Source organism: Mycobacterium sp. IS-1496 (genome assembly GCF_001499995.1).
Lineage (GTDB): Bacteria > Actinomycetota > Actinomycetes > Mycobacteriales > Mycobacteriaceae > Mycobacterium.
This window is the reverse complement of sequence record NZ_LQIU01000030.1, coordinates 24,372-48,245: the sequence shown is the minus strand read 5'-3', so window position 1 is coordinate 48,245 and position 23,874 is coordinate 24,372. Positions and strand designations below refer to the sequence as shown.

Genomic DNA, 23,874 nt, shown 5'->3' with positions numbered 1-23,874 from the left:
CGAAATCGCTCAGGCCGAGCGGCCGCGCTCGGTGCGGTAGCGGCGCACCAGGGCGTCGGTGGAGGTGTCGGCTTGTTCGGCCGGTGAGTCGTCGGCGGTGAGGACCGGCAGCAGGGCCTTGGCCTGGGTCTTGCCGAGCTCGACACCCCACTGGTCGAAGCTGTCGATGCCCCAGATGACGCCCTGGGTGAAGACCTGGTGCTCGTAAAGGGCGATGAGCTGGCCGACCACCGACGGGGTCAGCTGGGTGGCGAGGATGCTGGTGGTGGGCCGGTTGCCGGGCATCACCTTGTGCGGCACGACGTGGGCGGGGGTCTCTTCGGCGGCGATCTCCTCGGCGGTCTTGCCGAATGCCAGCACCTGGGTCTGGGCGAAGAAGTTGCTCATCAGCAGGTCGTGCATGCTGCCGGTGCCGTCGGCGGTGGGCAGGTCGTCGGTGGGTTGGGAGAACCCGAGGAAGTCGGCGGGGACCAGCCGGGTGCCCTGGTGGAGCAGTTGGTAGAAGGCGTGCTGGCCGTTGGTGCCGGGTTCGCCCCAGAAGATCTCGCCGGTGTCGGTGGACACCGGGGTGCCGTCGGCGCGCACGGATTTGCCGTTGGATTCCATGGTCAGCTGCTGCAGGTAGGCGGCGAAGCGGGCCAGGTCGTTCGAGTACGGCAGGACGGCCCGGGATTGGGCGCCGAAGAAGTTGGCGTACCAGACCCCGATCAAGCCCAGCAGGGCCGGGGCGTTGGATTCCAGCGGAGCGGTGCGGAAGTGCTCGTCGACGAGGTGGAAGCCGGCCAGGAATTCGGCGAACCGCTCGCGGCCGATCACCGCCATCACGGCCAGCCCGATCGCACTGTCGACCGAGTAGCGGCCGCCGACCCAGTCCCAGAACCCGAACATGGTTGCGGTGTCGATGCCGAACTCGTCGACCAGCTTCTTGTTCGTCGACACCGCGACGAAATGCTTCGAGACGGCGGCGTCGCCGAGCGCGTCGGTGAGCCAGCGGCGCGCCGCGGTGGCGTTGGTCAGCGTCTCCAGGGTGGTGAAGGTCTTGGAGGCGACGATGAACAGCGTGGTCGCCGGGTCGAGCCCGTCGAGGGTGGCGACCAGATCGGCCGGGTCGACGTTGGACACGAACCGGGCGCTGATGCCGGCGTCGGCGTAGTGGCGCAGCGCCTGATACACCATCACCGGGCCCAGGTCCGAGCCGCCGATGCCGATGTTGACCACCGTGGTGATGCGCTCACCCGTGGCGCCGGTCCACTGGCCGCTGCGCAACCGGTCGGTGAAATCGCCCATCCGCATCAGCACCTCGTGCACGTCGGCGACCACGTCCTGACCGTCGACGGTCAACGACGCGTCGCGGGGCAGGCGCAGCGCGGTGTGCAACACCGCGCGGTCCTCGGAGGTGTTGATGTGCTCTCCGGCCAGCATCGCGTCGCGTTTGGCCTCCAGCCCCGCCGTCCGGGCCAGATCCACCAACAGCCGCAACGTCTCTCGCGTCACCCGGTGCTTGCTGTAGTCGATGTACAGATCGCCCACCGACACCGTCAACTCCGTACCGCGTGAGGGGTCCTCGGCGAACAACTCCCGCAGATGCCTCCCACCGATCTCACCGTGATGCTCGGACAACGCCTGCCAGGCAGGGGACGCGGAGATGTCGGTGAGCTGCGTGTCGGCCGTCATGTTTTCGACCCTAGTGCGGCGACGTTGAATGAGGTGTAAATGATGAAGGTATGGACACCACCGCGCTGCTGAAATCGGTTCCCACCGGACTGTGGATCGGCGGTGAGGAACGGCAGGCCGCGTCGACGTTCAACGTGCTGGACCCCAGCAACGACGAGGTGCTGGTGGCCGTCGCGGACGCGACCGCCGAGGACGCCGTCGCCGCCCTCGACGCGGCGTGCGCGGCGCAGGCCGAATGGGCCGCCACCCCCGCGCGTCAGCGGGGCGAGATCCTGCGCTCGGTGTTCGAGACGATCACCGACCGTGCCGACGACATCGCCGCGCTGATGACCCTCGAGATGGGCAAGGTGCTCGCCGAGAGCAAGGGTGAGGTCACCTACGGCGCCGAGTTCTTCCGCTGGTTCGCCGAGGAGGCCGTCCGCATCGGCGGCCGGTACACGCCCAGCCCGGCGGGCACCGGCCGCATCGTCGTCACCAAACAGCCCGTCGGGCCGTGTTATGCGATCACCCCGTGGAACTTCCCGCTCGCCATGGGCACCCGCAAGATGGGCCCGGCGTTCGCCGCGGGCTGCACGATGATCGTCAAACCCGCGCAGGAAACACCGCTGACGATGCTGTACCTGGCCAAGCTCATGGACGAGGCGGGGCTGCCCAAGGGCGTGCTGTCGGTGCTGCCGACCAGCAACCCCGGACCGGTCACCGAGGCGCTCATCGACGACGGCCGGCTGCGCAAGCTCACGTTCACCGGCTCGACCGGGGTGGGCAAGTCGCTGGTGAAACAGTCGGCGGACAAGCTGCTGCGCACGTCGATGGAACTCGGCGGCAACGCACCCTTCATCGTGTTCGACGACGCCGACATCGACGCCGCCGTCGACGGCGCGATGCTGGCCAAGATGCGCAACGGCGGCGAGGCGTGCACGGCGGCCAACCGCTTCCACGTCGCCAACGCCGTGCGCGAGGAGTTCACCGAGAAGCTGGTCAAGCGGATGAGCGAGGTGACGCTGGGCAACGGTCTCGACGAATCGGCCACGCTCGGGCCGCTGATCAACAACAAGCAGCTGCAGAAGGTGACCGAACTGGTCTCCGACGCGGTCTCGCGCGGCGCGACCGTCGCCGTCGGCGGCGTCGCCCCTGGCGGGCCTGGGAACTTCTACCCGGCCACGGTGCTCGCCGACGTCCCCGCCGACGCCCGCATCCTCAAGGAGGAGGTCTTCGGCCCCGTCGCCCCGATCACCGGATTCGACACCGAGGAGGAGGGCCTCGCCGCGGCCAACGACACCGAATACGGTCTGGCGGCCTACATCTACACCCGGTCGCTGGACCGTGCGCTGCGCGTCGCCGAAGGCATCGAGTCCGGCATGGTCGGCGTCAACCGCGGCGTGATCAGTGACGCCGCCGCACCGTTCGGCGGCATCAAGGAATCGGGCTTCGGCCGCGAGGGCGGCACCGAGGGCATCGAGGAGTACCTCGACACGAAGTACATCGCGTTGACCAAGTAATCCGCAGGCGCGCCTTCGCGATTCGGCGCCGCGCCGCCCATAGAATTCCTTGCTCGGAACAGATATGGGAGGCGCCGGAGACGTGACTGCCGTGACTGCGGCGCCGGTCCGCGTTGGCGCACGCCGCCGCTGGGTCGCGCCGGTGGCGGGCAGGACGCGCCGCGGGACCGCCGGGCGTCGCGAGATCCGGGCGCTCGACGGCATCCGCGCCGTCGCGGTGGCCCTCGTACTCGCCGATCACGGCGGTGTGCCGGGCGTCTCGGGTGGGTTCCTCGGCGTCGACGTCTTCTTCGTCCTCAGCGGATTCCTGATCACCTCACTGCTGCTGGACGAACTCGGCCGCACCGGTCGGATCGACCTGCGCGGCTTCTGGATCCGGCGGGCCCGGCGCCTGCTGCCTGCGCTGCTGGTGATGGTGCTGGCGGTGGTCGCCGCGCGGGTGTTCTTCCCGCCGGACGCCGTCACCACCCTGCGCGACGCCGCCGTCGCCGCCTTCTTCTGGGTGGCCAACTGGGCGTTCGTCGCGCAGCAGACCGACTACTTCTCCCAGGGCAGCCCGCCGTCACCGCTGCAGCACACCTGGTCCCTCGGTGTGGAGGAGCAGTTCTACCTCGTGTGGCCGCTGCTGCTGGTGGCCGTCGTAGGGGTGCTGGCGGTGCGGCGCTCGGCGCCCACGGTGCGCGCGGTTCGCTGGGGTGTGTTCGGGCTGGCCGTGGTGGGCGCGGGGGCGTCGGCCGCGGCCGCGGTGCTGTTCACCTCCGAGGCGACCGCCAACCGCGTCTACTTCGGCACCGACACCCGGGTGCAGGCCCTGCTGATCGGCGCGGCCGCGGCGGCGCTGCTGGTGCGGGACTGGTCGACGGTCACGATGGGCACCCCGATCCGGGCGCGGTGGGGACGTTGGGCGGCGCGCCTGCTGTCGGTGGTCGGGCTGGCCGGCCTGGCGGTGCTCGCCCACCACGCGACGGGGGCGCCCGCCGAGTACCGGATGGGCCTGTTCACCGCGGCCGCGGCGGCGGCCGTCCTCGTCGTGGCCACCGTGGCGCTCGACCAGCGCGGTCCGGTGGCGCGACTGCTGGCCTGCGGTCCGCTGGTGTGGCTGGGCGCGATCTCCTACGGCGTGTACCTGTGGCACTGGCCGATCTTCCTGTTCCTCAACGGCGAACGCACCGGGTGGACGGGCTGGCCGCTGCTGGCCGCCCGCTGTGCGGCGACGCTGGCGGTGGCGGTGTTGAGCTACTGGCTGCTGGAGCGCCCGATCCGTCAGTGGCGTCCCGCGACGGTGCCGCAGCTTCCGCTGGCGCTGGCCACCGCCGCGACGGCCGCGGTCGTGACGATCTCGGTGGTACCCGTCGGTGTGCCGCCCACCGAGGACTCCGGGGCCGCTCTGCTCGACATCAACTCGGCCGCGGCGGTGCTGCCGGAGCGGGCGGTTCCGATCGGCGCCGCGGGTGTGCAGCGCCCGCCGGGCACCCGCAGCGTCGCGGTGTTCGGCGATTCGGTGGCGTGGACGCTGATGCGGTACCTGCCGGAGACACCGGGCCTGCACTTCACGAACTACACGACCATCGGCTGTGGCATCGCGCGCGGCGGCCCCTACAAGACCACCGGGCAGACGCTGACGCAGAAGCCGGAGTGCGACACCTGGCCGAGCCGGTGGGCGCAGCGCGTCGGTCATGACCGCCCCGACGTCGTGCTGCTGATGGTGGGCCGCTGGGAGTTGGTGGACCGGATCAACGAGGGCAGGTGGACCCATGTCGGCGACGACGCCTACGACGGCTATCTGCGCGGTGAGCTGAACCGGGCGCTCGACATCCTGGGTTCGACGGGGGCGCGCGTGGTCGTCACCACCGCGCCGTACAACCGGCGCGCCGAACAGGCCGACGGCAGCCTGTACCCGGAGGACGACCCCGACCGCGCCGACGCGTGGAACGACCTGGTGCGGGAGGTCGCCGCGCCGCGGCGCAACGTGACGGTGCTCGACCTCAACGACAAACTCTCACCGCGCGGCTACTACACCAACTGGGTGGAGGGCATCCAGATGCGCGACGACGGCGTCCATCCGACCAGGGAAGCCGTCGAATGGCTGACGCCATGGCTGACCGAGGCCCTCGCCGCCGCGAAGTGACCGTCTGCGTTGTTTGCGCCCAAACGAACACATGGGCGCGAAAGTGCGGGAGGAACGCGCCAGAACGTCGATCTCGGCGCAGCGAGGACTAGTGGCCGAGGCGGCCGCGGCCCAGGCGCAGCAGCAGCATCGCCAGGTCCTTGCCCTCCGGGCCGAGCACGCTGTAGCGCTCGATCACCTTCATCTCACGGCTGTGCACCAGGCGGGTGCCGCCGGAGGCCATCCGCGCCTTGCCGATGAGCTTGGAGACCTCGGTGCGCCGCTGCACGGCGGCGAGGATGGCGGCGTCGAGCTCGTCGATCTCCTGACGCAGGGCGTCGATGTCGAGCGACTGATCCGTTTCGATGCTCACTTCTGACTCCTCGTGTGGGGTTTCTGGTCTCATCCGGTTTCGGGCCTCACACAAGAGAAGAGCCCCGGATCCGGACGCGGACCGCGGGGCTGAGGGAAGCAGCTAGACCACGGGCACCGCGGGCCGGTACCCGTAAAAAAATCGCCTCTGGTCAAGCACGGTTGTCAGTGTGCCATCCGCGGCCGTGGCAGCGCAAAGAGTGTCACCGCGCGGCGGTAAGTTGGGACAGACATGAGTGTGAACGTGACTGAACCGAGATCCCGGCGTGACGACGGGGCCGAGGACCTCCTCGACGGCCTCAACCCGCAGCAGCGCCAGGCGGTGCTGCATGAGGGGTCGCCGCTGCTGATCGTGGCGGGGGCCGGGTCGGGTAAGACCGCCGTGCTGACCCGGCGCATCGCCTACCTGCTGGCCGCCCGCGACGTCGGCGTCGGCCAGGTGCTGGCCATCACGTTCACCAACAAGGCCGCCGCCGAGATGCGCGAACGCGTCGTCGCGCTGATCGGCCCGCGGGCCCGCAGCATGTGGGTGGCGACGTTCCACTCGACGTGCGTGCGGATCCTGCGCAACCAGGCCTCGCTGCTGCCCGGCCTGAACTCGAACTTCTCGATCTACGACGCCGACGACTCGCGCCGCCTGCTGCTGATGATCGGCAAGGACATGGGGCTCGACACCAAGAAGTACTCGCCCCGCCTGCTGTCCAACGGCATCTCGAACCTGAAGAACGAGCTGATCGGTCCCGAACAGGCCGCGGCCGAGGCGTCGGAGGCCGCCGACGACCTGGCCCGCATCATCGCCGACGTCTACGCCGAGTACCAGCGCCGGCTGCGTGCGGCCAACGCGCTGGACTTCGACGACTTGATCGGCGAGACCGTCGCTGTGCTGCAACACTTCCCGCAGATCGCACAGTATTACCGCCGCCGCTTCCGGCACATCCTGGTCGACGAATACCAGGACACCAACCACGCCCAGTACGTCCTGGTGCGTGAACTGGTCGGCCACGACCTGCCCGAGGACGATGGCGTGCCGCCCGCGGAGTTGTGCGTGGTGGGCGACGCCGACCAGTCGATCTATGCGTTCCGCGGCGCGACGATCCGCAACATCGAGGATTTCGAACGGGACTACCCGAACGCCACGACCATCCTGCTCGAGCAGAACTACCGCTCGACCCAGACGATCCTCAACGCCGCGAACTCGGTGATCGCCCGCAACGCCGGCCGGCGCGAGAAGCGGTTGTGGACCGACTCCGGCGAAGGGGAGCTGATCGTCGGCTACGTCGCCGACAACGAACACGACGAGGCCCGGTTCGTCGCGCAGGAGATCGACGCGCTGGCCGACCGCGGCGACATCTCCTATAACGACGTGACGGTGTTCTACCGCACCAACAACAGCTCCCGCGCCCTGGAAGAGGTGTTCATCCGCGCCGGCATCCCCTACAAGGTGGTCGGCGGGGTCCGGTTCTACGAGCGCCGGGAGATCCGCGACATCGTCGCCTACCTCCGTGTGCTCGACAACCCCGGCGACTCGGTGAGCATGCGCCGCATCCTCAACACCCCGCGCCGCGGTATCGGCGACCGGGCCGAGGCGTGCGTCGCGGTGTACGCCGAGAACACCGGCAGCAGCTTCAACGACGCCCTGCAGGCCGCGGCCGAGGGCAAGGTGCCGATGCTCAACACCCGCTCGGAGAAGTGCATCACGAGTTTCGTGCAGATGCTCGACGAACTGCGCGGCCGCCTCGGCGACGAACTCGGCGAGCTGGTCGAGGCCGTGCTCGACCGCACCGGCTACCGCGCGGAGCTGGAGGCCTCCAACGATCCGCAGGACCTCGCGCGGCTGGACAACCTCAACGAATTGGTCAGCGTCGCACACGAATTCAGCATCGACCGGGCCAACGCCGCGGCGCTGGCCGAGGATCTGGACGAACCGGTCGACGAGGACGTCCCCGACACCGGTGTGCTCGCGCAATTCCTCGAGCGGGTGTCGCTGGTGGCCGACGCCGACGACATCCCCGAACACGGGACCGGGGTGGTGACGATGATGACGCTGCACACCGCCAAGGGCCTGGAGTTCCCGGTCGTGTTCGTCACCGGCTGGGAGGACGGCATGTTCCCGCACATGCGGGCCCTCGGTGACCCCGACGAACTGTCCGAGGAACGCCGGCTGGCCTACGTCGGCATCACCCGCGCGCGCCAGCGCCTCTACCTGAGCCGCGCGAAGGTGCGCTCCTCGTGGGGGCAGCCCATGCTCAACCCGGAGTCGCGGTTCCTGCGGGAGATCCCGCAGGAGCTCATCGACTGGCGGCGCACCGATCCGACGCCGTCGTTCAGCGCACCGGTCGGTGGTGGTGCCGGACGGTTCAGCGCACCCGAGCAGCGCCGGCCCGCCCCCGGACGCTCCGGGATGGGGAAGCGCCCGCTGATCGTGCTGGAACCCGGTGACCGCATCAACCACGACAAGTACGGGCTGGGCCGCGTCGAAGAGGTGTCAGGCGTCGGCGAGTCCGCGATGTCGCTGATCGACTTCGGCAGTGCCGGACGCGTCAAGCTCATGCACAACCACGCGCCGGTGCAGAAGCTCTAACCTGACTGCGCCCACCGTCCAGTGCTGGGCAGCAGGGTCAGCGCGATCGCCGCCAGGGGCAGCACCGGTATCGCGTAGACGATCCACGGGAATTTCGCGCCGGCGACGAACAGGCTGCCGAAGATCAGCAGCCCGATGACACAGCCGACGACGATGAGCAGCCGGCTCATCCGGCGGCGCAGCAGCAGCAGAACGAGCCCGCCGATCGACGCGGCGGCCGAGATGGTCGTGAGGAAGCCGATCGCCACGCAGAACAGCCGGTCGGTGCTCCACCACCCGGTGATGAGGTCGGTGGCGATCACGGCGGTGGCCCATCCGGACAGGATCGCCAGCACCGCCGCGGCGACCGCGGTGCGCGGATGCGCGGTCAGCGCCGTCGGCGGGATCTCCACCGGCCGCGGCCGCGGGATGTAGGACGTCTGCGTCCCGTCTTCGACCGCGGGCGGCTCGATGTAACTGGTCTGCGGTTCGGCGCCTGCCGTCGGCAGCCCGCCGGTCGGGTGACGACGGATGATGCCGGTCGGGGATTCGCTCGGTGGCGCGGGGGACGCCACGGGGATCTCACCGGTCGGATGCCGACGGATGATGTGGGTCTTCGGGTCGTTCTGAGGGGCCGGATCGTCTGGTTGGCCAGTCGAATCAGCAGCGCTCACTCAGCCAACATAGCTGCCGGTGGTGATGCCACGCTTGGCCAGCCATCCCACCGGATCGATACGGTTCGTACCGTCGATCATCACCTCGAAGTGCAGGTGTGGCCCGGTGGAGTTGCCGCGGTTGCCCATCGTCGCGATCTGGTCACCGGCCATGACCTTCTCACCCATGCTCACCGACCACGTGTTCAGGTGGCCGTAGAGCGTGACCGTGCCGTCGGCGTGGCGCAGCTTGACCCACGCGCCGTAACCGGCGGTCGGGCCGACGTCGACGACGACGCCGTCGGCGGCGGCGAGGATCGGCGTGCCGATCGGTCCGGCGATGTCGATACCGGCGTGCAGCACGCCCCAGCGGTAACCGAATCCGGACGTCCAGACGCCCTTCGTGGGCATCACGTAGAGGGGCCGCATCTGGCGCGCCTCGCGCTCGGCGCGTTCCTGGGCGAAGGCGGCGGCCTTCTGGATCTCCTCGGTGTGCACAGCGGCGTTGGCGGTCGAGGCGACCGACACGATCTGCATGCCGTCGACGGATCCGGTGATGGACGCGCCCTCGACGGTCGTCTCACCCGAGGCCAGCACCGTATCGGTGGTGGCCGGAGCGGCGTTCTGCGTCATCGAGTAGGCGCCCGCGGCGGTCGCGCCCGCGGCCATCGCGGCGATCATCAGGCGACTCTTGACCGGGCCTTCGGCCTCCTTGCGGTGCGCGCCGCGGCGGGCACGGAGGTCGATGATGTCGGTGGCGGCGGCGCCGTCGCTGACGTCGGTGTGGCTGTCGCGGTAGGCGCGGGACCGGCGCGGAGCGTCGGCGCCGCCCTCGGCGCGGAACTGCGCGGGGATCGCCAACCGCAGCGGGATCAGGTCGTCGGTGTCGTGCAGGTCGTCCAGTTCGGGGGCGCCGATGACCTGCGACTCGCGATCGAAGGCGGTGCTGTCACGGAAGTCGAGGTCACCAAGGCCGCCGAACTCGTTGAACGGGATGATGTCGGTGACTTCGGCGGCGCGCTCAGCGGGGATCGAAACCGCCTGGCGCTGGCGAGCGTTCGTCGAGGCTCCCTCGCGGGACCGGGACGAACGATGCGCTGCCAACCTGAAGAATCCTTTGTCGTGATCTGACCGTTACCTATCAAGACCAGATGGCACGTTAACCAAATCCCAATGAGCGTGGCAACCCGGGAGCGTGGGTGATCGAGATTTGTGAGGTGTATCACGTTCGCGGCGCGGTGAGATCTCCCACATCCGCGGTGGGCGGTGACGACCGGCTCCGCCGGTGTGGATAAAGTTCCCACGAGCCCCCTGGGTGCAAACCTTCCGAAATATCGTGACCGTCAACGCAGACAGACAGTGAGTCCATGGACCTTTTCGAGTACCAGGCGAAGGAGCTGTTCGCCAAGCACAACGTCCCGACCACGCCTGGCCGGGTGACAGACACGGCCGACGACGCCAAGGCGATCGCCGAGGAGATCGGCAAGCCGGTGATGGTCAAGGCCCAGGTCAAGGTCGGCGGCCGCGGTAAGGCCGGTGGCGTGAAGTACGCCGCCACCGCCGACGACGCCTTCAACCACGCGCAGAACATCCTCGGCCTCGACATCAAGGGTCACGTCGTGAAGAAGCTGCTGGTCGCCGAGGCCAGCGACATCGCCGAGGAGTACTACATCTCCTTCCTCCTCGACCGCGCCAACCGCACCTACCTGGCCATGTGCTCGGTCGAGGGCGGTATGGAGATCGAAGAGGTCGCCGCGACCAAGCCCGACCGCCTGGCCCGCATCCCCGTCGACGCCACCAAGGGTGTCGACGAGGCGTTTGCCCGCGAGATCGCCGAGAAGGGCCATCTGCCCGCCGAGGTGCTCGACGCCGCCGCGGTGACCATCGCCAAGCTGTGGGAGGTGTTCGTCGGCGAGGACGCCACCCTGGTCGAGGTCAACCCGCTGGTGCGCACGCCCGACGACCAGATCCTGGCGCTCGACGGCAAGGTCACCCTCGACGCCAACGCCGACTTCCGGCACCCGGAGCACGCCGAGTTCGAGGACCGCGACGCCACCGACCCGCTGGAGCTCAAGGCCAAGGAGAACGACCTCAACTACGTCAAGCTCGACGGACAGGTCGGCATCATCGGCAACGGCGCGGGCCTGGTCATGTCGACGCTCGACGTGGTCGCCTACGCCGGCGAGAAGCACAACAACGTCAAGCCGGCCAACTTCCTCGACATCGGCGGCGGCGCCTCGGCCGAGGTGATGGCCAACGGTCTGGACGTCATCCTGAACGACAGCCAGGTCAAGAGCGTGTTCGTCAACGTCTTCGGCGGCATCACCGCGTGCGACGCCGTCGCCAACGGCATCGTCAAGGCGCTCGAGATCCTCGGCGAGGAAGCCAACAAGCCGCTCGTGGTGCGCCTCGACGGCAACCGCGTCGAGGAGGGCCGCAAGATCCTCGCCGACGCCAACCACCCGCTGGTGGTGCTCGCGCAGACCATGGACGAAGGCGCCGACAAGGCCGCCGAGCTGGCGAACAAGTAAGGGACCTGCGAAATGTCGATCTTTCTGAACAAGGACTCCAAGGTCATCGTCCAGGGCATCACCGGCGGCGAGGGCACCAAGCACACCGCGCTGATGCTCAAGGCGGGCACCCAGCTGGTCGGCGGCGTCAACTCCCGCAAGGCCGGCACGACGGTCAGCCACGTCGACAAGGACGGCAAGGACGTCGAGTTGCCGGTCTTCGGCAGCGTCGGTGAGGCGATGAAGGAGACCGGCGCCGACGTGTCGGTGGTCTTCGTGCCGCCGAAGTTCGCCAAGGACGCGATCATCGAGGCCATCGACGCCGAGATCCCGCTCCTGGTCGTCATCACCGAGGGCATCCCGGTGCAGGACACCGCTTACGCGTGGGCCTACAACGTGGAGAAGGGGCAGAAGACCCGCATCATCGGCCCCAACTGCCCCGGCATCATCACCCCGGGTGAGGCGCTGGCCGGCATCACACCCGCCAACATCACCGACTCGGGTCCGGTCGGCCTGGTGTCGAAGTCCGGCACCCTGACCTACCAGATGATGTACGAGCTGCGTGATTTCGGGTTCTCCACCGCGATCGGCATCGGCGGTGACCCGGTCATCGGCACGACGCACATCGACGCGATCGAGGCGTTCGAGAAGGATCCCGACACCAAGGTCATCGTGATGATCGGCGAGATCGGCGGCGACGCCGAGGAGCGCGCGGCCGACTACATCAAGGACAACGTCTCCAAGCCGGTCGTCGGCTACGTCGCGGGCTTCACCGCCCCCGAGGGCAAGACGATGGGCCACGCCGGTGCGATCGTGTCCGGTTCGTCGGGCACCGCGTCGGCGAAGAAGGAAGCGCTCGAGGCGGCCGGCGTGAAGGTCGGCAAGACCCCGTCGGAGACCGCGGCGCTCGCCCGCGAGATCCTGCAGAACCAGTAACTGCTTCCGCCGAAACTGCGGCCAGATCGCGATCCCCCGGGATTCGTGATCTGGCCGCAGTTTCGTTTGGGGGCAATGCGTCTATTAGCCTGCCGAAGTAACACTTGCCAGGAGGTTTGTCATGGTCGATCCGCGCACCCCGGTCATCGTCGGGGTCGGGCAGTTCACCGAACGCATCGACGACGACGGCTACCGCGGCATGTCGGCGGTCGACCTGGCCACCGAGGCGACGCGAGCCGCGCTGGCCGACACCGGCGCCGACACCGCCGCCGTCGCGCGGGCGATCGAGGTGTTCGCCGGGCTGCGCCAGTTCGAGATCTGCACCCCCTTCGCCGACCCGCCACTGGGCGCCTCGGACAACTACCTGCGCTCGGTGGCGCAGCGGGTGGGTGCCGATCCGGCGCGGGCGGTCCTCGAACCGATCGGCGGCAACGGCCCGCAGAAGCTGGTGACGGAGTTCGCCGGGGCGATCGCGGCCGGCGAGATCGAGGTGGCGCTCGTCGTCGGCTCCGAACCCGGGTCGACGGCCAAGTTCTTCGCGAACCGCGCTGACAAGCCGGACTTCACCGAGCACGTCGGCGGCCAGCTCGAGGACCGCGGTTACGGGTTCGAGCAGTACATGAGCGACTACACCGTCGCGCACGGCCTGACGGGCGCGCCCGTCCAGTACGGGCTGCTCGACAACGCGCGGCGCGCGGCACGGGGTCTCGGGGTCGCCGAGTACCGCCGCGAGATGGCCGAACTGTTCGCCCCCTTCTCGGCGGTGGCGGCGAAGAACCCGTACTCGTCCTCACCGGTGGAGCGCTCGGTCGACGAGATCGTCACGGTCACCGACGAGAACCGGATGATCTGCGATCCGTACCCGCGCCTGCTCGTCGCCCGCGACACCGTGAACCAGGGCGCGGCCGCGATCGTCATGTCGGTGGCGGCCGCCCGCCGGCTCGGGGTGCCCGAGGAGAACTGGGTGTACCTGCGCGGTCACGCCGACCAGACCGAACAGGCGCTGTTGGACCGCGAGCGCATCGGGGCCAGCATCTCGGCGAAACAGGCTGTGGCCGAAGCGCTTCGAGTGGCGGGCATCGACATCGACGACGTGGCCACCTTCGACCTGTACAGCTGTTTCCCGTTCCCGGTGTTCGCGGTGTGCGACGAGTTCGGGCTCGACGCCGACGATCCGCGCGGGCTGACACTCACCGGTGGGCTGCCGTATTTCGGCGGGCCGGGGAACAGCTATTCGCTGCACGGGATCGCCGAGACGGTGACCGCGATGCGCGACAACCCGGGCGCGTTCGGGCTCGTCGGCGCCAATGGCGGTGTGATGAGCAAGTATTCGGTCGGGGTGTACTCGACCGAACCCGCCGACTGGGCCGCCGACCGGAGCAAGGAGTTACAGGCCGGCATCGCCGCGCTGCCGAAGGTGCCGGTGACCCGCCACGTCGACGGGCGCGGCACTGTCGAGACGTATTCGGTGCGCTACGACTGGCCGGTGCGCACCGGCATCATCATCGGCCGCCTCGACGAGGACGGGTCGCGGTTCATGGCCATTACCGAGGACGACGACCTGGTCGCGCTGATGAGCGACGGAGATCCGCTCGGTGTGGCCATCGAGGTGCGGGCCGACGGGGACAAGAACCGCGCCTCGCTCGCCTGAAGCGTCGCTCGCTTCAAGCGTCGCCGCTTAGGCCTCAACGAGATCGACGTTTTGGCGCGATCTACTCGCACTTTCGCGCCCATGTGTTCGTTTGGGCGCAAAACTCAGACGAGCGCGGAGAGCTTGCCCGCCAACCGCTCGACGTACCCCGCGACCTCCGCCTCGCCCTTGTCGGGCAGGCCGAACAGCACCTCGGTCACCCCGAGCTCACGCCAGCGCGCCAGCTTGTCGGGGTCCGGCTTGAAGTCCAGCGCGACGATCTGCGGTGCGCCGTCCCGACCGGCCGCGGCCCATGTGTCCTGCAGCAGTTTGACCGGGGCGTCGATGTCGAAGTCACGCGGCGTGGTGATCCAGCCGTCCGCGGACTTCGCGATCCACTTGAAGTTCTTCTCCGTCCCCGCCGCGCCGACGAGCACCGGGATGTGCGCCTGCACCGGCTTCGGCCACGCCCAGCTCGGCCCGAAGTTCACGAACTCACCCTCGTAGGACGCCTCCTCCTGCGTCCACAGCGCCCGCATCGCCTCCAGGTACTCCCGCAGCATCGTGCGACGGCGGCCGGGCGGCACCTTGTGGTCGGCGAGTTCGTCGGTGTTCCAACCGAATCCGACACCGAGGCTGACCCGGCCCCCCGACAGATGATCGAGCGTCGCGATCGACTTCGCCAGCGTGATCGGATCGTGTTCGACCGGCAGCGCCACCGCCGTCGACAGCCGCACCCGCGACGTCACCGCGCACGCCGTGCCCAGCGACACCCACGGGTCGAGCGTGCGCATGTAGCGGTCGTCGGGCAGCGTCTCGTCGCCCGTCGTCGGGTGGGCGGCCTCGCGCTTGATCGGAATGTGGGTGTGCTCGGGCACGTAGAAGGTGCGGAAGCCGTGGTCGTCGGCCAGCTTGGCGGCCGTGGCCGGGGCGATGCCGCGGTCACTGGTGAAGAGTACGAGCCCGAAGTCCATGCACGAATTAGAACGTGTTCTAGTAAGAAGGGCAAGCACGAACTCCTCCCTTTCGGATCGCGTCGATCGATATACGTGACGGCGGATGAGGCGATTGCTGCCATGTATCCATGAGCACCGAATGCATCGCCGACCACGTCAAGTTCGCCTACTGGGTGCCCAACGTCAGTGGCGGCCTGGTGACCAGCGACATCGAGCAGCGCACCGACTGGAACTACGAGTACAACCGCAAGCTCGCGCAGACCGCCGAGAACAACGGCTTCGAATACGCGCTGAGCCAGGTCCGGTACGAGGCCAGCTACGGCGCCGAGTACCAGCACGAGTCGACCAGCTTCAGCCTGGCGCTGCTGCTGGCCACCGAGCGGCTCAAGGTCATCGCCGCCGTCCATCCCGGGTTGTGGCAACCCGCGGTGCTGGCCAAGCTCGGCGCCACCGCCGATCAGCTGTCGGGCGGCCGGTTCGCCGTCAACGTCGTCTCCGGCTGGTTCAAGGACGAGTTCACCCATCTGGGCGAGCCGTGGCTCGAACACGACGAGCGCTACCGCCGCAGCGCCGAGTTCCTGCAGGTGCTGCGCAAGATCTGGACCGAGGACGACGTGGACTTCCGCGGCGACTTCTACCGCATCCACGACTTCACGCTCAAGCCGAAACCGGTCAACACCCCGCAGCGGCCCAACCCCGAACTCTTCCAGGGCGGCAACTCCACTGCCGCGCGGCGCAACGGCGGCCGCTACGCCGACTGGTACTTCTCCAACGGCAAGGACTTCGACGGCATCACCGAACAGATCGTCGAGGTGCGCGATCACGCCCGCGAAGCCGGCCGGGAGGTCAAGGTCGGGCTCAACGGTTTCATCATCGCCCGCGACACCGAGCGGGAGGCGAAGGACGTCCTCAAGGAGATCGTCGAGAAGGCGAACAAGCCGGCCGTCGAGGGCTTCCGCAGCGCCGTGCAGCAGGCCGGGAACTCGACGGCCGACAAGAAGGGGATGTGGGCGGATTCGTCATTCGAGGACCTGGTCCAGTACAACGACGGCTTCCGCACACAGCTGATCGGCACCCCCGAGCAGATCGCGGAACGCATTGCGGCATACCGCAAACGCGGCGTCGACCTGATCCTCGGCGGCTTCCTGCACTTCCAGGAGGAGATCGAGTACTTCGGCGAGCGGGTGCTGCCGCTGGTGCGTGAGATCGAGGCATCCGAAGCGTCCTCGGCGGCCACCCCGGTACTCGCGACGGTGTGAGGGGGCGACGGCGGCGGGGTTAGACACCGTCGTGCGCCGGGTACGAGCGTAGGTGCGCTAGCGTGGGAGAGCGAATTGCTCAGGTGGTCCGTGTTCATGCGCACGCGTTGCCCACGTCAGACGCCCGATCAGCACAGGAGAGGTCATGACCTACTCACCCGGTAGCCCCGGATATCCACCGGCCAATCAGCCCACCACCCAGTTCTCGGCGCCGACGCAGCACTTCGGCAAGCTGCCCGAGCCGCCTGCCTCCGGCGAAGGCCCGAACAAGCTGCCGGCCTACCTGCTCATGGTGGTCGCAGCCCTCGGCCTGCTCGTCTACCTCTGCAACTTCGGGCCGATCTTCGAGGTCAGCGCATCGGACTTCCTCGGCCAGGGCGGCACCGTCAGCGGTTCGACGCTCGGCATCGGACTCGCGGTCATCTCGGCGCTCGCCGCCGGCCTGCTCGCCGGGGTGACGCTGTTGTCGAAGGGCCGCACCTACGTCGCCATCGCGGCCGTGCTGTCGGTGCTGGCGTTGCTGCTGGTGATCGCCGAACTGATCAACAAGCCGTCCGAGGCCTCGATCGGCTGGGCGCTCTACGCGCTGATCGTCCTGTCGCTGCTGCAAGCTGGAGCGGCCGTCGCCGCGCTGCTCGTCGACACCGGCGTGCTCACCCCGCCCGCGCCGCGGCCCAAGTACGACCAGCAGCAGCAGTACGGCCAGTACGGCGGCCCCGGTGGGCCGGGCGGCTACTACGGTCAGCCGCACTCCGGAGCGCACCAGCCGCAGCAGCACCTCACCGGTTCGCACCAGCAGGCGCCGCAGCAGCAGCGCCCGGGCTACCCGTCGCAGTACGGCGGCGGCTACCCGGGCGGCGGCGGGCCGTCGACCGGCGGCTTCCAGACCCCGGGACAGCAGAGCGGTCCGCCGACCCCTCCCACCGGGTTCCCCACCTACGGTCAGCCCCAGCAGCAGCCGGGCGGCGGTGCCGGCCAGGGCCAGCAGCAGCCGCCGTCGCAGCAGCAGTCCGGCCAGAACCCCTCGTAACCTGACCGCGCGTGCGTGAACAGCGCGCACGCCAGCCTGTGCGAGGGGCCCAGTTAGTGGACAACCGGCCGGTCGGCACCCGCCAGGCCCGCGAACTGTTGCGGGTCGCGTTCGGGCCGTCCGTCGTGGCGCTCGTCGTCATCGCGGCGGTGACGCTGTTGCAGCTGCTCATCGCGAACAGCGATATGACGGGTGCCTTCGGCGCCATCGCGAGCATGTGGCTGGGCGTGCACCAGGTACCGGTGTCCATCGGGGGCCGTGAACTCGGCGCGATGCCGTTGTTGCCCGTACTGATGATGGTGTGGGGGACCGCCCGCACCACCGCGGCGGCGACGTCGCCGTACGGCTCGTGGTTCGTCACCCGGTGGGTGGTCGCCTCCGCGCTCGGCGGGCCGCTGCTGATCGCGGCGATCGCGCTGGCCGTCATCCACGACGCCGCCTCGGTGCTGACCGAGCTGCAGACCCCGTCGGCGCTGCGCGCGTTCGGCGGGGTGCTGGCCGTCCACCTGATCGGCGCGGCGATCGGGGTGGCGTCGAAGGTGGGACGCCGCACGGTGCAGACCTCACCGCTGCCCGACTGGCTGCCGGACGCGTTCCGCGCGGCCGCGGCCGGTGTGCTCGCGCTGGCCGGTCTGTGCGGTGTCGTCGTCGCCGGATCGCTGGTCGTGCACTGGTCGACCATGCACGAGCTGTTCGCGATCACCGATTCGGTGTTCGGCCAATTCAGTCTGACGGTGCTGTCGCTGCTGTACCTGCCCAACGTCGTGGTGGGTGCGGCCGCGGTCGCGGTCGGGTCGAGCGCGCACATCGGTCTGGCGACGTTCAGCTCGTTCACCGTTCTGGGCGGGGACGTCCCCGCGTTGCCCGTGCTGGCGGCGGTTCCGGAACCGCCGCTGGGGCCGGTCTGGGTGGCGCTGCTGATCATCGGCGCCGCCTCCGCGGTCGCGGTCGGTCAGCAGGTCGCCCGCCGGCCCGCACCCATCCACATCGCGGCGGCGAAGCTCGTCGTCGCGTCGGCTGTCGCCGCCCTGACCATGGCGCTGCTCGGCGCCGCGGGCGGCGGGCGCCTGGGCAACTTCGGTCACGTCGGGGTGGACCAGACCACCTTCGGGCCGGGGGTGTTCCTGTGGTTCACCGTGACTGGCGGGCTGACTGTGGCGATGACCGGCGGCGTCGTCCGTCGGCCGCGCCGCGTCCGGGCGGCTGAACCCGGACCCGCGCCCGATCCCGAGCCGGCGCCCGATCCTGACCCGGCGCCCGAGCGCGACCTCGACGACGCCGAGACCGGACCGATCCTCGACCCGGACACCCCGGAGAACCCATCCGCGCCCGGGCCGGCCGCCGAACCGCCCGATGAACCCGCGGCGGTCTTCGACCCCGAGGAGCACTTCATCGCCGACGACACCGGCACCGGTGGTGCCCATACCGGCCGTGCCCCTACCGACGACGAACCGCGGCGCCGAGCCGACTAGGCTGCTGCGCGTGCAGCAACCGCTTCGTGTGCCTCCGAGCGCACCGGCGCGGCTGGTCGTGCTCGCCTCGGGCACCGGATCGCTGCTCGCCTCGCTGCTCGAGTCCGCCGTCGGCGACTATCCGGCGCGCGTCGTCGCCGTCGGGACGGACCGGAAATGCGCCGCCCTCGACATCGCCGCGGACGCCGGGGTGCCCACGTACACCGTCCGGCTCGGGGACCACCCCGACCGCGCCACGTGGGACGCCGCGATCACCGCCGCGACCGCCGAACACGAACCCGACCTCGTGGTGTCCGCCGGCTTCATGAAGATCCTCGGGCCGCAGTTCCTCAGCCGGTTCCCCGGCCGGGTGGTCAACACCCACCCCGCCCTGCTGCCCGCCTTCCCCGGGGCGCACGCCGTCGCGGACTCCCTCGCCTACGGCGTCCGGGTGACCGGCTGCACCGTGCACCTGGTCGACGCGGGGATGGACACCGGGCCGATCCTCGCGCAGGAGGGTGTCGCGGTGCGCGACGGCGACGACGAGGCGACCCTGCACGAGCGCATCAAGGTGGTCGAACGACGACTGCTGGTGGATGTCCTGGCCGCGATGGCGCAGCGCGGCGTGACCTGGACCGGACGAAAGGCGACCATAGGATGAGCGATGACGGGGCGAAGAAGCCGATCCGGCGCGCACTGATCAGCGTCTACGACAAGAGCGGTCTGACCGAACTGGCCCGCGGGCTGCACGAGGCCGGCGTCGCGATCGTGTCCACCGGTTCGACCGCGAAGACGATCGCGGGCGCCGGGGTGCCGGTCACCCCGGTGGAGCAGGTGACCGGCTTCCCCGAGGTGCTCGACGGCCGCGTCAAGACCCTGCACCCGCACGTGCACGCCGGGCTGTTGGCGGATCTGCGCAAACCCGAACACGTGGCGGCGCTGCAGGAACTCGGCGTCGAGGCGTTCGACCTCGTGGTGGTCAACCTGTACCCGTTCAGCGAGACCGTCGAATCCGGCGCGTCGGTCGACGAGTGCGTCGAGCAGATCGACATCGGCGGCCCGTCGATGGTGCGCGCGGCCGCCAAGAACCACCCCAGCGTGGCGGTGGTCGTCGAGCCGAACGGGTACGACGGGGTGCTGGCCGCGGTGCGGTCCGGCGGATTCACGCTCGCCGAGCGAAAGATCCTGGCGTCGTTGGCGTTCCGTCACACCGCCGAATACGACGTGGCGGTCGCGTCGTGGATGGGTTCGACGTTGGCGCCCGAGGAGCCCGCCCAGCAGCTGCCCGCGTGGGTGGGCGGCACCTGGCGGCGCGCCGCCGTGCTGCGCTACGGCGAGAACCCGCATCAGCAGGCGGCGCTCTACCGCGACGCCACCGCGTGGCCGGGGCTGGCGCAGGCCGAGCAGTTGCACGGCAAGGAGATGTCCTACAACAACTACACCGACGCCGACGCGGCGTGGCGGGCCGCGTTCGACCACGAGGAGATCTGCGTCGCGATCATCAAGCACGCCAACCCGTGCGGTATCGCGATCTCGTCGGTGTCGGTGGCCGACGCGCACCGCAAGGCCCACGAGTGCGACCCGTTGAGCGCGTTCGGTGGCGTGATCGCGACGAACACCGCCGTCAGCGTGGAGATGGCCGAGACCGTCGCCGACATCTTCACCGAGGTCATCATCGCCCCGGCCTATGAGCCCGGCGCGGTGGAGATCCTGTCGCGCAAGAAGAACATCCGCATCCTGGTGGCGTCCGAACCTCCCGCCGCCGGAACCGAACTGCGGCAGATCAGCGGCGGCCTGCTGGTGCAGCAGCGCGATGCGCTCGACGCCGCGGGCGACGATCCGCTCAACTGGACACTGGCGACCGGCGAGCCGGCCGATCCGGAAACCCTGGACAACCTCGCGTTCGCCTGGCGGAGCTGCCGGGCGGTGAAGTCCAACGCCATCGTCGTGGTCGCCGACGGCGCGACCGTGGGCGTCGGCATGGGGCAGGTCAACCGGGTCGATGCGGCCCGGCTGGCGGTGCAGCGGGCCGGCGACCGGGTCCGCGGCGCGGTCGCGGCCTCGGATGCGTTCTTCCCGTTCCCCGACGGGCTGGAGACCCTCACCGAGGCGGGCGTGAAGGCGATCGTCCACCCCGGCGGCTCGATGCGCGACGACGTCGTCACCGATGCGGCGGCCAAGGCCGGTATCGCGCTTTACCTCACGGGCGCGCGGCACTTCGCGCACTGACGGGCGACCGTCACAGCGGCGGTTCGTCGTCCTTGAGCGCCCGCAGCGGTGGGCATTCGATGTGGTGCGCCTGATTGCCCCCGGCGCGGCGGGCCACGACGACGGCCGAGCGGGCGAACTCGAGCAGCTCCTCGAGCACCTGCTCCGGCGGGCGTTCGGCGATCGCCTGCATCGGCGTGCTGACCACCCCGATGCTCGCCGACGTCCGCGGCGGCGTGGTGCGGATCGCGCCGCGCACCCGCTCGACGAGCGCTGAGCTGTCGGTGGTCGGGAAACTGTCGGCGATCAGGAACTCGGTCTCGGGCAGATGGGCGATCACCGCGTTCTGCCGGGTGGTCTCGCGCAGGGTCTGCGCCGCGGCGACGCGGGCCCGTTCGCCGGCCTGCCGGCCCTTGGCCTGGGTCAGCAGCGCGAAGTTGTCCAGGTCCACGACGACGAGCACGAAGAACCGGTCGTCGTCGCGGTTGCGGGAGCTGATATAGGCCGCCGCGGCGCGGTCGAAGGCGTCCCGGTTGTACAGCCCGGTCAGCGGGTCGATGTCGGCGTTGAGCACGTCGATACCCAGCAGGTGCACCAGCGCATGGCACACCGACGGGGTCGCGACGTAGAGGATGACCAGGAAGACCAGCGTCGAGATCGCCAGCGCCGGATCGCCGTCGAGCGCGACCCGCACAGCGAGCACCGACGCGGTGAACACCGCCACGACGAAGTTGAAGGCCATCATCCTCGGCGTGTGGAAGAACGCGATGTACCCCGCGAGGACCGCGAACGTCGCCGCGCCGAACATGCCGTTGAACGGATCGCCCTTGATCAGGCACGCGACGCTGATCCCCAGCGCCGCCGTGATCACGAACCCGGCCGACTGACGTTGGGTGGGCCAGCCCTCGCGCAACCAGCCGATCGCCATGCCGACCAGGGCCACCGAGATGACCACCGCCGCGATGCGTCCGCCCATACCGGCCGGGCCCGCCGGGCTCGCCATCGACACCAGCAACACCAGAGCGAATCCGACGAGCGACCCCGCCACCACCCGGCAGATACCGCGCTGCGCGCCCCGCGCCGCGAGGAATGCGGTGAGCCAGTAGTAGTGGTCGGGTTGGCGCCACCATTCGCGCACTGCGCTCGTCATGAACCCCCTCGAGCCGACAGTCGAACCTCAATCTGTTGATGACGTCGACAACTGCAGCTTGGCCCGGCAAACGCGCCGGCGCAACTGTCGGCCGCGAGCGGTCAGGGTGCGATGCTCGTCTGCCGGTCGACGACCGCGCCCACATCGGTGATGAGCCGGCTCTCGGCCGCCGGCGCGTCGCCGTTGACCTGCAGGACGAACAGCCCGTCGGCCGTGACGACGACGGCGGTCTTCTGCCAGGTCGTCCGCGGCCGGCCGTCGCGCTCGTAGGTGCCCTCGACCTGCACCCCGTCGAATCCTGCGAGGGTGATGGGGGTGGCTGAACCCGTCCTGGCGGCGGGCAGCGTCGTCAGTTCGTTCGGGGCGTACTCGAGGATCCGGGCGGGATCGACGTCGCCGGACAGCTTCGACATCAGGGAGATCACCGTCGGCGGGTCGACGTTGACGGGCAGCCCGTCGAACACCATCGCCGAATATGCCCAGGACGGCGCGCGTGGCCCCGCGTCGGACCAGCCGGGTGGGATCGGCAGTGTGACGACCGGCGCGTCGGGCGTCTCGCGGCGGATGGGCACCTCGACGATGCGGTTGTCGCGGATGTAGTCGGCGATCGTGTAGGCCGATCCGTCCGGACGCGCCGACGTCGCGGTGGGCCGCGCCGTGGTGGTGGCCGGGGGCCGCGTCGTGGTGGTGCGGTTCGGCGCGGCGCCGTCGGAACCGCTCAGCGCGACCACCGAGACCACCGCCGCGACCAGCAGGATGACGGCGAGCGCGGCGCCCGCGGCGATCAGGCCCGTGCGGCGGCGCTTCGGACGCTGTCCCTGCGCCGGCCCGTACTGTGCGCCGGGATGTGGTGTGCCGGTGGGCATCCACGGCGAGACCATCACCGGCGGGCCCGGCGGCCCGGCAGACGGCTGGGCGGGCGGCGCCGAGATCGGTGGGCCCGGATAGGAGACGCCCGGTGGCGGCCCGACCGGGCCCGTCGGCCCCGCCGGCGGGGCGCCCCACGGCGGTGGCCCGGCAGCACCGTCGGCCGCCTGTGCCAGGGCGACGGCGAAATCGTGGCAGGAGTGGAACCGTGCCGCGGGGTCTTTGGCCAGGGCGCGGGCCATCGCCGCGTCGAACGCCCGCAACTCCGGCCGGTTGTCCCCGAGCCGGGGAGGCGGGGTGTTGAGGTGGTGGCTGATGATCACCGCGGGGTTGCTGTGCGGGAACGGCGGGCTGCCCGTGAACAACCGGTAGGCCGTCGCGGCCAGCGAGTACTGATCGGCCCGGCCGTCGATGGGGTGGCCCATCAACTGCTCGGGCGCGCTGTAGCTCATCGAACCGACGGCGATGTTCGACGACGTCAGGCCGGTGTTGTCCTCGGCGTGGCGGGCGATGCCGAAGTCGGCCAGCAGAATCCGGCGGCGCGCCCGGTCGGGGCCGGTGATGAGGATGTTGGCGGGTTTCACGTCGCGGTGCAGCAATTGACGTTGGTGGGCGTAGTCGAGTGCGTCGGCGACGGCGGTGACGATCTCGATGACGTCGGCGGCGGGCATCCCGTTCGGGAACCGGTCGACGAGCAACCGGGCGGCGTCGTGGCCGTCGACGAAATCCATCGAGATCCACAGTCGGCCGTCGTACTCACCGCGGTCGTGCACGCCGACGATGTGCGGATGCCACAGCGCCGCGGCCAGATCGGCCTCGCGGCTGAAGCGGTGCCGGTACTCGTCGTCGGCGGAGAACGAGGCGGGCAGCACCTTGAGCGCGTCCTGCCGCGGCAGTCGGGGATGCTGCGCGAGATACACCTCGCCCATGCCGCCGGTGCCCACCAGCCGAACGATGGTGTACCCCGCGAAGACCTGACCGGTTTCCAACGGCATGGGCGCAGACTACCGGC

At 69.7% G+C, this 23,874-nt stretch carries 18 protein-coding genes; 11 read left to right on the top strand and 7 right to left on the bottom strand.

What is annotated here, in order from left to right:
* Positions 1–9: 9 nt before the first annotated feature.
* Positions 10–1,674, bottom strand: coding sequence for a glucose-6-phosphate isomerase (gene pgi / locus AU195_RS16325; protein ID WP_059160104.1), 1,665 nt, complete (start codon positions 1,672–1,674; stop codon positions 10–12).
* 50 nt (positions 1,675–1,724) lie between these two features.
* Here pgi and AU195_RS16320 point away from each other — a divergent pair, with 50 nt between their 5' ends.
* Both AU195_RS16320 and AU195_RS16315 read left to right on the top strand, forming a co-directional pair.
* Positions 1,725–3,173: an NAD-dependent succinate-semialdehyde dehydrogenase gene (locus AU195_RS16320; protein ID WP_059160103.1), complete on the top strand. Its 1,449-nt coding sequence runs from the start codon at positions 1,725–1,727 to the stop codon at positions 3,171–3,173.
* Positions 3,174–3,255: 82 nt separating this feature from the next.
* A complete protein-coding gene (locus tag AU195_RS16315) occupies positions 3,256–5,301 on the top strand; it encodes an SGNH/GDSL hydrolase family protein (protein ID WP_059160112.1) in 2,046 nt (681 codons plus the stop codon).
* Positions 5,302–5,389: 88 nt separating this feature from the next.
* Here AU195_RS16315 and AU195_RS16310 read toward each other — a convergent pair whose 3' ends face one another.
* Entirely contained in the window at positions 5,390–5,686 is a 297-nt protein-coding gene (locus AU195_RS16310) for a chorismate mutase (protein WP_059160102.1), read from the bottom strand.
* A 198-nt stretch (positions 5,687–5,884) separates the two neighbouring features.
* Here AU195_RS16310 and pcrA point away from each other — a divergent pair, with 198 nt between their 5' ends.
* Entirely contained in the window at positions 5,885–8,233 is a 2,349-nt protein-coding gene (gene pcrA, locus AU195_RS16305) for a DNA helicase PcrA (protein ID WP_059160101.1), read from the top strand.
* Here the strand turns inward: pcrA and AU195_RS16300 are convergent.
* A complete protein-coding gene (locus tag AU195_RS16300; RefSeq protein ID WP_059160100.1) occupies positions 8,230–8,886 on the bottom strand; it encodes a hypothetical protein in 657 nt (218 codons plus the stop codon). The two genes, pcrA and AU195_RS16300, sit on opposite strands and share 4 nt — an antisense overlap.
* Complete coding sequence (locus AU195_RS16295; RefSeq protein WP_059160099.1) at positions 8,887–9,969, bottom strand: M23 family metallopeptidase; 1,083 nt, start codon at positions 9,967–9,969, stop codon at positions 8,887–8,889. It lies immediately after the preceding gene.
* Positions 9,970–10,232: 263 nt separating this feature from the next.
* Between AU195_RS16295 and sucC the strand changes: the two genes are divergently transcribed.
* The 3 genes from sucC (at position 10,233) to AU195_RS16280 (ending at position 13,962) form a co-directional block, all read left to right on the top strand.
* Positions 10,233–11,396, top strand: a complete 1,164-nt coding sequence (gene sucC / locus AU195_RS16290) for an ADP-forming succinate--CoA ligase subunit beta (RefSeq protein WP_059160098.1) — start codon at positions 10,233–10,235, stop codon at positions 11,394–11,396.
* Positions 11,397–11,408: 12 nt separating this feature from the next.
* Positions 11,409–12,311, top strand: a complete 903-nt coding sequence (sucD, locus tag AU195_RS16285; protein WP_059160097.1) for a succinate--CoA ligase subunit alpha — start codon at positions 11,409–11,411, stop codon at positions 12,309–12,311.
* A gap of 121 nt (positions 12,312–12,432) precedes the next feature.
* The gene (locus tag AU195_RS16280) at positions 12,433–13,962 is read left to right on the top strand and encodes an acetyl-CoA acetyltransferase (RefSeq protein ID WP_059160096.1); all 1,530 of its coding nucleotides are present in this window, start codon (positions 12,433–12,435) and stop codon (positions 13,960–13,962) included.
* A gap of 104 nt (positions 13,963–14,066) precedes the next feature.
* Here the strand turns inward: AU195_RS16280 and AU195_RS16275 are convergent, their stop codons facing one another.
* Positions 14,067–14,915, bottom strand: a complete 849-nt coding sequence (locus tag AU195_RS16275) for an LLM class F420-dependent oxidoreductase (protein WP_059160095.1) — start codon at positions 14,913–14,915, stop codon at positions 14,067–14,069.
* Positions 14,916–15,025: 110 nt separating this feature from the next.
* Between AU195_RS16275 and sfnG the strand changes: the two genes are divergently transcribed.
* From sfnG to purH, 5 genes are all read left to right on the top strand, one after another.
* Positions 15,026–16,156, top strand: coding sequence for a dimethylsulfone monooxygenase SfnG (gene sfnG, locus AU195_RS16270; RefSeq protein ID WP_059160094.1), 1,131 nt, complete (start codon positions 15,026–15,028; stop codon positions 16,154–16,156).
* 145 nt (positions 16,157–16,301) lie between these two features.
* Positions 16,302–17,186: a DUF5336 domain-containing protein gene (locus AU195_RS16265; RefSeq protein ID WP_059160093.1), complete on the top strand. Its 885-nt coding sequence runs from the start codon at positions 16,302–16,304 to the stop codon at positions 17,184–17,186.
* Positions 17,187–17,242: 56 nt separating this feature from the next.
* Complete coding sequence (locus AU195_RS16260; protein WP_059160092.1) at positions 17,243–18,658, top strand: cell division protein PerM; 1,416 nt, start codon at positions 17,243–17,245, stop codon at positions 18,656–18,658.
* A gap of 10 nt (positions 18,659–18,668) precedes the next feature.
* Entirely contained in the window at positions 18,669–19,298 is a 630-nt protein-coding gene (purN, locus tag AU195_RS16255; RefSeq protein ID WP_059160111.1) for a phosphoribosylglycinamide formyltransferase, read from the top strand.
* A complete protein-coding gene (purH, locus tag AU195_RS16250) occupies positions 19,295–20,866 on the top strand; it encodes a bifunctional phosphoribosylaminoimidazolecarboxamide formyltransferase/IMP cyclohydrolase (protein WP_059160091.1) in 1,572 nt (523 codons plus the stop codon). Before purN ends, purH begins: the two co-directional genes overlap by 4 nt.
* A 10-nt stretch (positions 20,867–20,876) precedes the next feature.
* Here purH and AU195_RS16245 read toward each other — a convergent pair whose 3' ends face one another.
* Positions 20,877–21,995 carry a GGDEF domain-containing protein gene (locus AU195_RS16245; protein WP_059160090.1) on the bottom strand — a complete coding sequence of 373 codons (1,119 nt, stop codon included), beginning with the start codon at positions 21,993–21,995 and terminating at the stop codon, positions 20,877–20,879.
* Positions 21,996–22,096: 101 nt separating this feature from the next.
* Complete coding sequence (locus tag AU195_RS16240) at positions 22,097–23,857, bottom strand: LpqN/LpqT family lipoprotein (RefSeq protein ID WP_059160089.1); 1,761 nt, start codon at positions 23,855–23,857, stop codon at positions 22,097–22,099.
* Positions 23,858–23,874 lie beyond the last annotated feature (17 nt).